The sequence below is a fragment of the Ruegeria sp. N8 genome, assembly GCF_056531325.1.
In genome coordinates this window covers 1-11,303 of sequence record NZ_JBQFLQ010000022.1, presented here as the reverse complement: position 1 = coordinate 11,303, position 11,303 = coordinate 1, and the positions used below count along the sequence as shown (strand labels likewise).

Genomic DNA, 11,303 nt, shown 5'->3' with positions numbered 1-11,303 from the left:
CGGGGGCTTTGGTGGGGCTGCGGCGAAGGGTTGCTGAGAGCCCGGAGCGGACGGTTTCCACAGCCGCTCCGAACCTCTATTTCGAAGAAATTGAATGGAAATCTCTGATCAACTCCTTTATCCCGTCATCGCTGTTCCAAAGCCAACTTGAACAAGGACCGTATTCTTTGGTGTCTGTTCTGTCATCGAAAGCATGCGCAACGCTCCAGAAGATATAATCCGTCCCGTGGACCCAGTCCGCATCTTCGAAAGCCAACATGAAAGCAGCAGCTAGGAGGCGACCGTGTTCATCCGACGGCTTTTTTTCTTGAAGCGGCCCTTGAGTGAATTCCCAACCTGTGCGTCCTGCATTTTGATAATCGCAGCCACCACGGAAGATCCAATTGGCTGATCCTCTCCAAGTTGGAAAGTGTGACTCTGTTAGTAAGACAGGAACATCTAGCTCTGCGCGTAGCCTTTCCGCCTCGTCCATCATGTTCTGTCCGTTTTCCAGACGGGCTCGCTGCAAAGCGATGGCGACAGATTCAGCGGAGTAGTCCTTCCGCCCTTCCATGATCTGATTTGGAAAGAAGTTCAACCCAACTATGTCCACATGGCGCATCACATGGCTTGCAGGAAGTCTGCGGATGTCTGAATCATTGTTGTAATTGTGCGCATAGATGAGCTTTCCATCGTATACGGAGCGAATCTTTTTAAGGATCTCAGGCCAGCGCGCGTCAGCCTCGATCGCGCTGTTCAAATTATTTAATTCGACGCCAATTGTGAGGTATTCAGCCTGATTGTCCTGAGCGTAACGAGCTACAGCCATGATTATGGGCACATAGCCTGACCACGTTTGGCCATCCCCATCAAAAAAAACATCCAGCGGAACCGTGCCATAACCAGCTGCGTCTTTTGGTTCGAACCTGCGGGCCAGCTCAGCGAACGTTGGCCGCAGATTGACCGCCAGCCCCGCCGCTCTCGCTTCATCCATTGCGAGGCTCGTAGCATCGCGTCGCGTTGAGGCGAAACCTTCGTCTTCAAGTATTTGCTTGTTCGCGATTGCGCATCCCATTCGACGTCCCAGAGGATATTCAGTCGGCAGGTCGGCCTCCATTAAGCCAATGCAGCGAAAATCCAAAGTCACCGTGTTTAGCCCAAATGACGGCATATCTCTGATGGTTTTTATCATGTCGAAAACAGGTTGATCTGCGAATTCGTAGCCACCAAAAGAAATAAGTGCAGAACGGTATGACCATTCAACGCTGGGGTACTCTTTTATACCGCTTTCAGCAGCCGCAGACTCGAGAGTGTTGATCTCGTTCTCTCCAAAGCTGCCGTCAAAAATCTGCCCCTTACTTGCTAGGAATTCTTCCAGCGCGCTTCTAGTACTCTGTCCCCAGATTCCATCGATTGAACCAGCGGAATAGCCCAGCTTGGACAGCATTCGCTGGGCACGACCGACGTCGCTGAGCACGGCCCAATCTGCTTCCCTTGGTTCAATGGAAGCATTTGTCACGTCCTCTGAGGATGGCTGAGACAAGACCTCTTTAGATTGCGCCGCAAGCTTGTAACAATCACGGTTAATTAACGTGCCATTGGGTTCAAGGGTTTCACAGAAGACTGCTCCGTCGTCGAACCAGCCAGCGACCTCCGCTTTGGTAAGATTGGCCCTGATCATAGTTGCATTGCGAATGTCAGTTTGCCTGAACTTTGCCCACCTTAAATCGGCAGCAGTCAAGTTTGCGCCTTGCAAGTCAGCCTCTAGTAGACGTGATGCAGATAGATTGGCATTTGATAGGTCAGTACCCATCAAGTTGGCACGGTTTAGAATTGCGCCTTGCAAGTTTGCACCAGCGAGATTCGCGTCTGACAGGTTCGCGTCAGATAGCCGTGCCCCTGAAAGATCAGCTTTAGTCAGGACTGCGCCACTCAAGTTCGCGCCAGAGAGGTTTAAACCGTTCAAGTCAGAACCGCTAAGGTCACAACCCACACAGGCTTGGGTGTCAATCAAGCGTGCGACAAGCTCTCGCTTCGTAGGTGTATTGTCGGTCTGGCCAAGCGATGGAGTAAACAAGGCCACTCCGACGAAGCAGACACCAGCAAATTTATGAAAAATTGTGACTTTCATTCTTATACAGTCCTCAAAAATATGTGTAATAATCTGCATTTTGGGCACTAATCTGAAGTGAGATCTTAAGATTTTTTTCGATTTGTAGGATACTGCTCAGCCTACAGGCCAGAGCAGCCCGAGCAAGGCCAAACGGAACACGTTTGAACTCGAAACACTGCTGAGTGAGCGACCAGTAGTTGCCGCCTAGACCACTCTCGCACGATCGGCCAACGCCCTCTTTGGCAAAAAAGAAAGCAAAGCAGAAATCCCCCGGCAACCCGCTAAGGGCCGCCGAGGGTTAGGTGTCAGGGTGGTCTTCGGTTGACGACATAGCCGGCCAACCACAGCCAGTAGGCTTCAGCGTCAGGAAACCCCTGAGCACGAGCAGCCAGATCTTCCGCAGCTTTACGGGTGCACCCGCCATCGAACTCAGCGATAGCAGCTCGCTCCTCGAACGCATCAATGTCGGGGAAGGTCATGTCGGAAGTCTTATCTGGTCAACGATCGACCGCCGCTGCTCGTCACTGATGCCAGCCGAATAGATGCCGTAGGTGATCCCGTTCTCCGAACGTGCCGATTGGTGACCGACCAGAGAAGCAGTGAAGTGCTCAGGAACACCCGTTCGTTCGCACTGGGTGATGAACCACTTGCGGGTCGAGTGGAAGACCAGTCCCGGTCGCTCCAGACCCAACCGTCGTCTCAGTCTCGCGAACCCCTTGGTGACGTGCGCAACGGTCAGGTCAGGGAACAGAGGGCCATGGCAAGGTAACTGACGGAACGTCTCGTTTAGCACCGGGTGGACCGGAACCAGTCTCTCCGCCGCATCGGTCTTCAGCAGTCTCAGTTCGTTTGGTTGAACATGAACGAAGCAACCGAGGTTGCCCTTGGTCACGAGGTCTTCCCGGAGCAGCCCGACCGCTTCCCCCGCTCGCATTCCCGTCAACAGACAGGTCAGTAGAACCGGTTGCAAGTCCCGGTCCTTGGCTCCCAGCAGCCGCAGGACTTCATCGTCAGTCGGAACGGCATAGGGTTGAGGACGTACTTTGCGGTCGAAGAGAACAGTTCGGAATGGATTAACCTCCAGATGCCCCTCATAGACCACCCAGTCGAGGAAGTGGTTAACCTGAGACCAGATACGCCGCTGGGTTCTGGCTGTTATGGTCACCGATCCCCGAGACGAGAACGCGACCAACTGGTCCAGGGTCAGCCCACGGGTCCGTTCAGACTTGCCTATCATCGGGGACAGTTGGGCTATTGCCGTCAGGAACTCTCTTCCGTGTGCTCTGGATAAGCTGCAAACCGACTGGTCACCAAAGCGACTAGTGAACAACCCGACAGAGTATCGGACCGATTTGAACCCGCTGGGTCGTAGCTCGTTACTGCGCTTGTTCAGATAGACCCGGCTTAACTCACGAACCGGCACCTTTACCGGCGCTGATGGTCTGGCGAACTCAGACCGCTCCAGATTGCATCCAGAGTCCTCCAGAGTGGCCCGGAGACGGACGAGAGACGACTCTGGTTGGTCCACCCATTCAGGAAGGTCAGCGGCGTTCTTTGGGGCAGACAGTGACTCCTCTGCCTGCGACCGAACCTGTTCCACCAGCGTCTCAAACCGCGCATTAACTTCAGCGGCTCGGACACGGGCTGTACCGGGGTCACTGGTCTTGAGGCTCTGCTTCAGCGCCTGAGTGCCCAGCGCGAGAGCTACGTCAACGGGATAGTTCCGTCTGAACAACCACGTATGACCCTTCAGATAGGCATAGCGAATGTGAGCAGACATAGGTCTCCTCCTTTCAGATTTCGAATTTGGGATGGGTTCAGTTGGTTGAGACGAGTCTGACGATCATCTCGAGAGCCGGTTCGCCGTAGGACCCAGCCAGAGGGCCGGTTACAGCAAAGCCGGTCACGCAGTCTTCGAACACCTCTTCCACACGGAACAGATGCTCTGGGACGTCATCAAAGGCATGGATGACCACTACGTCACCGGGGTTCAGTTCCAGCTCAGTCATCGTCGGACTTCCACGTCCAGAGGACCGCCAGCAGAACCAGCGCCGAGACAGCGGGGTGGGATCGCGAAACCACCCAGAGCATCGTCGTCAGGACAGCCTTGGGCGGTGGGTGCAAAAGAAAACCCCCGACGAGAACGCCGAGGGCAGACAGGTACTTCATGGATCAAACTCCTACAGTTGCTTCTTTATTTAGATGCAGGAGGTTGCTCGTTTTCTGGGGGCAAGGTGTGAGTGATACTCGCTGGCTTGTTTGCGCGCGACACCTGCGTTAGCGTGAATGTCCCAAGGCGAATACTGGGTGAGGCCAGAGCAGGTCCATTGCACAGGGTTGAGTTGTCAACGATTTCGCGGGGTATGAAAATGGCCGATACTGAATGCAACTATCAACGGATAGTCTCGGTTGAGGAAGTCAGGTGTGCTCTTGAAGAGGCGCAGTGCCAGCAATGTGGCATCACCACCAAAGAGTTAATGTGGCGCGGGGAGTTGCTCGAGATCTGCGGTGAGGAACTTTGCTCCGACATCTCAACGGGCAAGAAAACTTTCATCGCGATTGCACTATGCCCAAGCTGTCATGCACGGGCTCATCAGGACGCCGAGAACAAGCATAACCCCTGCCAGATAAAGGCTCGGTGGAGTCGAGAGGGCCTGGCGTAAGGAGTTGTCGGGGGATCTGCGCTTTGCTTTCTTTTTGCCGTAGCGGACTTTGGTTGAGGGCTGGCTGAATGACCGCGATAGGGGACTTTACCGCCATTGGTCCGCTTGCGCCGGAGGGCCGCAGACAGCCCATAGCGGACGTTTGAGTCTGACGCTCGGGGCGGGAAGCGGACGTGTCGCTGCGACCGCGCCAAAGTCTCCAGTCACTTCAACAAAGCGGACGTTGGAGCGGTCTGCTGTTGCCGCAGTGTTCATGCCGCTATTGAAGAGGAGTTTTGACAGTTTCCCACGAAACTCGGCCAGTTTGTCAAATCAAGGAGCGTCTCATTTAGTTTTAAGTCCCGAAACAAGGCCTTGCTACTCAGCCGTTCAAGGTCTGGTTCAGGTCATCCCGTTTCCATCAAAATGAAAGCCCATTAAAGAATCGATTGCCCTGTAGACTTCCAATCAAAAAGAAACTGTTCAATGCCAGCGTCCGTCAGCGGATGCGTGACTAGTTTGCGGATGACGGACGGGGGTATCGTGGCAATGTCTGATCCGGCCAAAGCAGCCTCAGTTATGTGATTGGGGCTTCTGATGGATGCTGCAATGATTTCAGTTTCAATGTCATAATTGTTGAAGATGCTCCGGATATCTCTAATGAGGTCGACCCCATTCAGATTGATGTCGTCCAATCTGCCAATGAAAGGCGATATATAGGTCGCACCCGCTTTTGCCGCCAAGAGTGCCTGATTGGCTGAGAAACAGAGTGTGACGTTTGTGCTGATCCCTTCCTTTTTGAAATGAGCACAGGCCCTGAGGCCATCCAGTGTCAGCGGCAGTTTGACAACGACGTTGTCGGCGATTGCTGCAAGATTCTCTCCCTCTGCAATCATTCCCGCAGTATCCAGGGCTGCAACTTCTGCCGACACGGGCGTATCTGTCAGGGTGCAAATTTCGGCGATAACTTCTTTGAAATTGCGGTCGGACTTGGCAATCAGGCTTGGATTGGTGGTGATACCATCTACTAATCCAAAGCCTATAAGGTCTTTGATCTCGTCTACTTCTGCTGTGTCCACAAAGAACTTCATGAGGGTTCCTCATCGTGAATGGAGTGATTTTGGTTGCACTTGAACCCGCCTAGAGGTGCTGCTTTAACGGATGGGTGAATCCAATGCGCAAATTCAGAACGCGTAGCGCATCCCGAATTCAGTGTAATTCTGGTTCAGTGTGAGATCCGCTTTCCTGCTATCACGGATGACGTGTTCCGCGTTTGGCAGATCGTTCGTTTTCGCGCGTTGCAGCGCGGCTTGCGGGTCAAAGCCATGCTTGATCCAGCGATGCTGTAACCGGTTTTCGAGTTCCTCCAATGTGGGGCTGACAAAAACCGTTGCGGCGTAAACGTCTACCAACGTCCTCCACGGGTCGCTATTCATCAAAAGGTAGTTCCCTTCTACGACCACAGTCTGAGTTTCCGGGTGAACGGCAATCGCATTCGCAATGGCCAGGTCCATTTGGCGGTCGAATTTAGGATGAAAGGACTCATGCTGCGCGGATTGCAGCCCTCTGATTGCAGTGCAGAACCCAATTGCATCGAAGGTTTCCGGCGCGCCTTTTCGGGCCAGCAAGCCTCGCGTTTCCAGCACGCGATTGTCCAGATGATAACCGTCCATGGGCACCAGTGTGGCTAAAGGAATCGCAGAGCTTTGTTGAGCGTTCAGCGATTGCACGACGGTTTCTGCCAAAGTCGACTTTCCGGATGCAGGGGGGCCGGCGATTGCGACAATCGTCCGAACCCCAACCTGCCTCCGGGAGAAGATCAAGTCGCAAACGCGCTGTACATCCTGCTCGATCACGCGGCGTCCTCTTTCGGGGGTTCCTTGGCGCCGGTCATGAAGGCCACCGCGTCGGACATCGTGTAATCCTTGGGGTCGATCGTGCACAGGCGTTTGCCCAACCGATGGACATGGATGCGGTCAGCGACTTCGAATACATGCGGCATGTTGTGGCTGATCAGGATGATCGGAATACCACGCGCCCGCACGTCTTGGATAAGCTCAAGCACTTTGCGGCTTTCCTTGACCCCCAAAGCAGCCGTGGGTTCGTCCATGATGATGAACTTCGTCGCAAAGGCGGCAGCACGCGCAACGGCTACGCCTTGGCGCTGGCCGCCGGACAGCGTCTCAACTGCCTGATTGATCGATTGCACTGTCATCAGCCCAAGCTCGGTCAGTTTATCGCGGGCGAACTTTTCCATGGCAGGCCGATCCAACTGACGCATGTACTTGCCCATGAACCCCTGTTTGCGGATCTCGCGCCCCATGAACATGTTGTCCGCAATCGACAGGGCAGGAGACATGGCAAGCTGCTGATAGACAATCTCGATCCCCATGTTCCGAGCGTCGATCGGCGAGGTGAAATTGACCTTCTTCCCTTCGATCAGAATCTCGCCCTCGTCCGGGATTGTGGCGCCGCAGATCGCCTTGACGATGGACGACTTGCCCGCGCCGTTATCTCCGATCACTGCAAGGATTTCTCCTTGCCGCAGTTCAAAGTCGGAATGGTCGATGGCGGTGACGTGGCCATAGCGCTTCACGATCCCGCGGCCTTGGACGACTGGCGTTGTGTCTGACATTAGCCCGATACCTTTCTGATCCACTGGTCGACTGCGACCGCGGCGATGATGAGAAGCCCGATGAGTAGAAAGGTCCACTGCGCATCTGCGCCCAGCAGCCTCAGCCCTAGAGTAAATACGCCGACGATCAGTGCTCCGAACAACGATCCCAGAATGGAGCCCCGCCCGCCGAACAACGAGATACCCCCGATCACAACAGCGGTAATGCTCTCAATATTGGCCAATTGGCCGGAGGTCGGCGAGACCGATCCGATGCGCCCGATCAAAGCCCAGCCCGCAAAGGCACAGATCAAGCCGGACAGCATGTAGACGGACATCAAAGTTCTGTGGACGTTCACACCGGAAAGCTCGGCAGCCTCGGGATCGTCACCGACCGCATAGACATGCCGTCCCCAGGCCGTGTGTTTGAGCGCATATGCCAATACAAAAATCAGGGTGAGCATGAAAATGACGCCAACAGTTAAGGTCGCTCCACCGATGCTGAACTTGGTTCCGAAGAATTGAAGGAAAGAGGCGTTGGCTTCGATGTCCTGACTACGAATGGTTTCGTTTGCGGAATACAGGAAGTTCGTAGCCAGAACGATCTGCCACATTCCAAGCGTGACGATAAACGGCGGGAGCTTAACGCGGCTGACAAGCCATCCGTTGAGGGCCCCGATCAAAGTTCCGACTGCAAGGCCGCACATGACCGCAATTGGTACCGGAATACCGTACCGAAACGTAAACTGCCCCATGATGACAGAAGAAAAAACCATGATCGCACCGACGCTCAGGTCAATGCCGGCCGTCAGAATAACAAGGCTTTGAGCGGCAGCCACGATGCCGACGATCTGGACCTGTTGAAGGATCAAAGTCATTGCGAACGGAGAGAAGAACTTTGAGCCTAATAGAAGGCCAAATATCAACATCGCACCGACCAGAACGATAAGCGGCACAAAAGATGGATTGACGTGGAGAAGATGCTGCAACCTCCCCAGAACGCCACGCCGATGGTCCTCAAAAGCCGCAACAGTTTCTGTTCTGCTAGCAGCGGTTTCAAATTCCTGGGCGCTTTGGTTTGCTTCGGACATATCTCCCCCTTTTCGCGGGCGGCGTAATGCCCACGAGATGAGTGTACAGGAAGTTTCGGTTTGCTGGTGAAAGGAGTTATGAGGCGCTCCCATGCGCCTCATTCATTAGGTCTATTTTAGCCCCAGCAGAGCTCCAAGCCTTCGGCGACAGAAATCGATTCCACGCCATCAACAGGTTGGTCCGTGATGAGCGCGACTCCGGTATCGTAGAAGTCTTTTCCGGGCGTGTTTTCGGGCTTTACGCCTTCCTCAGCCCACTTTTTAACAGCCTCGACCCCAAGCGAAGCCATCAAAAGCGGATACTGCTGGCTTGTAGCTCCAATAACTCCGGCCTGCACATTCTGTACACCGGGGCAGCCACCGTCGACCGAAACGATCAGCACATCGTTTTCACGCCCAATGGATTTCAGAGCCTCATAGGCACCTGCCGCTGCCGGTTCATTGATCGTGTGAACAACGTTGATCGTCGAGTCCTTGGCCAGAAGGTTCTCCATGGCGCGGCGCCCACCTTCTTCGTTGCCGTCGGTCACGTCACTGCCGACCAATCGAGCATCAGATTCATCGCCGATGACGTTGGGGTCTGCCAGGTCCACACCGAAGCCGTCGAGGAAGCCCTGATTGCGAAGAACGTCCACGGTTGGCTGACTGACGTTCAGATCAAGCGTCGCAATTTTGGCGTCAGCCGCTGCGTCGCCCATCTTTGCCTTCGCCCATTGTCCGATCAACAGGCCAGCTTTGTAGTTGTCTGTCGCAAAGGTTGCGTCAGCGGAATCAATCGGGCTTAACGGCGTGTCCAGAGCAATAACCAGGAGGCCAGCGTCACGCGCCTGCTGAACAGCGGGGACAATCGAGCTTGTGTCCGAGGCCGTCAGGAGAATTCCCTTTGCGCCGTCGAGAATACAAGTTTCAATGGCCTGAACTTGAGTTTCATGGTCGCCGTCGATTTTACCGGCAAAGGCCTTCAAGGTCATGCCAAGCTCTTCGGCCTTGGCCGTTGCGCCTTCCTTCATCTTTACAAAGAATGGATTGGTATCTGTCTTGGTGATCAGACAAACGGTTTCTCCGGCTGCGTGAGCAGATGCAGCAGCCACCGTAAGCGCGGTAGCAGATGCGGCAATCTTGAATAGATTTTTCATGTAGTCCTCCCAGAAAATTGTTGATGCCCCGCATGGCAGGCCAACGAGACTCGCCCTCATCCTCCAATGAAGGTCTATTTCAAGAAACTGTGATTCTAGCCTTTCTGTCAATAAATAAATAAAGTTTATTTATTAATTTACCGGAGAACCTTTTCATAAGAAAACAAGGTGTTTATGTTCAGGCTTATGGAGAGAGAAGCGCTCAACACACTGACCGGTGGGGTAAGTCAAAGCGGGGTTCGCGATCACAACGAGCGTCTGATTTTGACAGTTTTACAACGGCATGGGCCCGCCGCAGGCGCCGACGTCGCGCGATTAACAGGCCTGTCTCCTCAGACTGTATCAATCATTCTGCGCAAGCTTGAAAAGGACGCGATTCTCAAGCGTGGTACTCCACTGCGCGGGAAGGTTGGAAAGCCCTCAACCCCTATGGAGTTAAACCCGGAAGGCATCTTGTCGGTTGGGATGAAGATCGGGCGGCGTAGCGCCGATCTGCTCTTGATCGACTTTACTGGCACGCCGCGCCGCCAACTTTCCACGACTTATGACTATCCGCTACCAGAGGTCATTTTCGGTTTTTTGGAGTCTGGTTTGGAAACGCTTTTGTCCCACGAGCCTCAGAGGCTTCGTGATCGTGTTTGTGGGATCGGGATCGGGACTCCATTTGAACTTTGGAAATGGCACGATCTGTCTGGGCTTGCTGCAAAAAAATTTCGGTCTTGGAGAAACGTGAATTTCTTTTCCGAGGTCGCCAAGTTCAGCGATTTGCCGGTTTTTGTGGTCAACGACGCGACAGCCGCCTGTCACGCAGAGCATCTCTATGGGCGTGGGGCAGAATACCGTGACTACTTCTACTTTTTTATTGGCTCAATGATCGGCGGCGGTGTTGCATTGAACGGCACCGTGTTCGAAGGCAACCAAGGCAATGCCGGTGCATTGGGCGCCATGCGCACGACCGGTCCTTTGGGTGAAAGCCAACAACTGATCGACACGGCGTCGCTGTTTTTGCTCGAGGACCGACTGATCGAAGCGGGTGTCGACCCGGGGATTCTGTGGGAGAAGCCGCAGGATTGGAGCAGCATTTCTCGCTATGTCGAGCCGTGGATTGGCACCACAGCGCAAGAATTAGCTAAGGCCGCTCTTTCAATCTGTGCTGTCATCGACTTTGAGGCCATTTTCATCGATGGCGCGTTCCCGCCTGAGGTTCGGGAAGAACTGGTGTCTAGGGTTCGCCGTTACTTAGTCAACCAAGACAAACGCGGCTTGATTCCTCCGGTCGTTGAGGCCGCTGCGGTTGGGGAAAACGCTCGCGGCATTGGGGCGGCTAGCAGCCCAATTTTCCGCCAGTTTCTATTGAATACCAATGCTGGGCTTTCTGGAATGTAGCCGAAGTTCATCGCAGTCAGATTTTCAAAGCAGGAAGTAACCGCTGGTCATGCTTTAGGTGGCGGCCTTTGAACGCCGCTTTGGCACGCGCGAGCTCAGCTTGGATCGGACCGCATGCCAGCCGCGAACGACCGCTTTGAAATACTGTGTCGCAAGCTTATCACCTGCCGTCGAAAGTGGGTAATAGGCCGATTGCACATATTACACCGCCGTGGCCAACGTGAGTTTGCAACGTCCGCTTCCTGCGCATTGCTGCAATTGGGGCATCGCGCAGCATCGGTCCAAGTGGGCTCTAACCAGTCCTTCGCTGCACTCGCCTTGAACGTCCGCTCCGACCTAACC

General features: G+C 54.2%; 11 protein-coding genes. 1 reads left to right on the top strand and 10 read right to left on the bottom strand.

The features are described from left to right. Window positions 1-76: 76 nt before the first annotated feature. The 10 genes from ACR0C5_RS19525 to ACR0C5_RS19480 all read right to left on the bottom strand — a co-directional run bounded on the left by ACR0C5_RS19525 (window position 77) and on the right by ACR0C5_RS19480 (window position 9,575). On the bottom strand, window positions 77-2,149 hold the full coding sequence (locus tag ACR0C5_RS19525; protein WP_480878595.1) for a pentapeptide repeat-containing protein: 2,073 nt from the start codon (window positions 2,147-2,149) through the stop codon (window positions 77-79). Window positions 2,150-2,397: 248 nt separating this feature from the next. Further along, the gene (locus ACR0C5_RS19520; protein ID WP_480878592.1) at window positions 2,398-2,571 is read right to left on the bottom strand and encodes a hypothetical protein; all 174 of its coding nucleotides are present in this window, start codon (window positions 2,569-2,571) and stop codon (window positions 2,398-2,400) included. Further along, window positions 2,568-3,872 (bottom strand): DUF6538 domain-containing protein, encoded by a 1,305-nt coding sequence (locus ACR0C5_RS19515; protein WP_480878590.1) that lies wholly within the window; start codon window positions 3,870-3,872, stop codon window positions 2,568-2,570. Before ACR0C5_RS19515 ends, ACR0C5_RS19520 begins: the two co-directional genes overlap by 4 nt. Before the next feature lie 37 nt (window positions 3,873-3,909). Beyond that, window positions 3,910-4,101, bottom strand: coding sequence for a hypothetical protein (locus tag ACR0C5_RS19510; protein ID WP_480878587.1), 192 nt, complete (start codon window positions 4,099-4,101; stop codon window positions 3,910-3,912). Further along, a complete protein-coding gene (locus ACR0C5_RS19505) occupies window positions 4,094-4,261 on the bottom strand; it encodes a hypothetical protein (protein WP_170537863.1) in 168 nt (55 codons plus the stop codon). Before ACR0C5_RS19505 ends, ACR0C5_RS19510 begins: the two co-directional genes overlap by 8 nt. A gap of 910 nt (window positions 4,262-5,171) precedes the next feature. Then, window positions 5,172-5,825: a fructose-6-phosphate aldolase gene (fsa, locus tag ACR0C5_RS19500; RefSeq protein WP_170791659.1), complete on the bottom strand. Its 654-nt coding sequence runs from the start codon at window positions 5,823-5,825 to the stop codon at window positions 5,172-5,174. 93 nt (window positions 5,826-5,918) lie between these two features. Beyond that, window positions 5,919-6,479 carry a nucleoside/nucleotide kinase family protein gene (locus tag ACR0C5_RS19495; RefSeq protein WP_480878584.1) on the bottom strand — a complete coding sequence of 187 codons (561 nt, stop codon included), beginning with the start codon at window positions 6,477-6,479 and terminating at the stop codon, window positions 5,919-5,921. A 107-nt stretch (window positions 6,480-6,586) separates the two neighbouring features. Further along, window positions 6,587-7,369: an ATP-binding cassette domain-containing protein gene (locus tag ACR0C5_RS19490; protein ID WP_170791657.1), complete on the bottom strand. Its 783-nt coding sequence runs from the start codon at window positions 7,367-7,369 to the stop codon at window positions 6,587-6,589. Next, on the bottom strand, window positions 7,369-8,439 hold the full coding sequence (locus ACR0C5_RS19485) for an ABC transporter permease (protein WP_170791656.1): 1,071 nt from the start codon (window positions 8,437-8,439) through the stop codon (window positions 7,369-7,371). The genes ACR0C5_RS19490 and ACR0C5_RS19485 overlap by 1 nt, the downstream gene beginning before the upstream one ends. A gap of 116 nt (window positions 8,440-8,555) precedes the next feature. Next, window positions 8,556-9,575, bottom strand: a complete 1,020-nt coding sequence (locus ACR0C5_RS19480) for a sugar ABC transporter substrate-binding protein (protein WP_170353723.1) — start codon at window positions 9,573-9,575, stop codon at window positions 8,556-8,558. Window positions 9,576-9,761: 186 nt separating this feature from the next. On the opposite strand from ACR0C5_RS19480, the gene ACR0C5_RS19475 reads away from it, so the two are divergent. Further along, a complete protein-coding gene (locus tag ACR0C5_RS19475) occupies window positions 9,762-10,961 on the top strand; it encodes an ROK family transcriptional regulator (protein WP_170490590.1) in 1,200 nt (399 codons plus the stop codon). Window positions 10,962-11,303 lie beyond the last annotated feature (342 nt).

Excerpts from the sequence above, each read along its gene's own strand:
- ACR0C5_RS19525 (WP_480878595.1), bottom strand. The coding sequence starts at position 2,149 with ATGCAGATTATTACACATATTTTTGAGGACTGTATAAGAATGAAAGTC.
- ACR0C5_RS19475 (WP_170490590.1), top strand. The coding sequence starts at position 9,762 with ATGGAGAGAGAAGCGCTCAACACACTGACCGGTGGGGTAAGTCAAAGC.
- ACR0C5_RS19515 (WP_480878590.1), bottom strand. The coding sequence starts at position 3,872 with ATGTCTGCTCACATTCGCTATGCCTATCTGAAGGGTCATACGTGGTTG.
- ACR0C5_RS19505 (WP_170537863.1), bottom strand. The coding sequence starts at position 4,261 with ATGAAGTACCTGTCTGCCCTCGGCGTTCTCGTCGGGGGTTTTCTTTTG.
- fsa (WP_170791659.1), bottom strand. The coding sequence starts at position 5,825 with ATGAAGTTCTTTGTGGACACAGCAGAAGTAGACGAGATCAAAGACCTT.
- ACR0C5_RS19490 (WP_170791657.1), bottom strand. The coding sequence starts at position 7,369 with ATGTCAGACACAACGCCAGTCGTCCAAGGCCGCGGGATCGTGAAGCGC.
- ACR0C5_RS19520 (WP_480878592.1), bottom strand. The coding sequence starts at position 2,571 with ATGACCTTCCCCGACATTGATGCGTTCGAGGAGCGAGCTGCTATCGCT.
- ACR0C5_RS19485 (WP_170791656.1), bottom strand. The coding sequence starts at position 8,439 with ATGTCCGAAGCAAACCAAAGCGCCCAGGAATTTGAAACCGCTGCTAGC.
- ACR0C5_RS19480 (WP_170353723.1), bottom strand. The coding sequence starts at position 9,575 with ATGAAAAATCTATTCAAGATTGCCGCATCTGCTACCGCGCTTACGGTG.
- ACR0C5_RS19510 (WP_480878587.1), bottom strand. The coding sequence starts at position 4,101 with ATGACTGAGCTGGAACTGAACCCCGGTGACGTAGTGGTCATCCATGCC.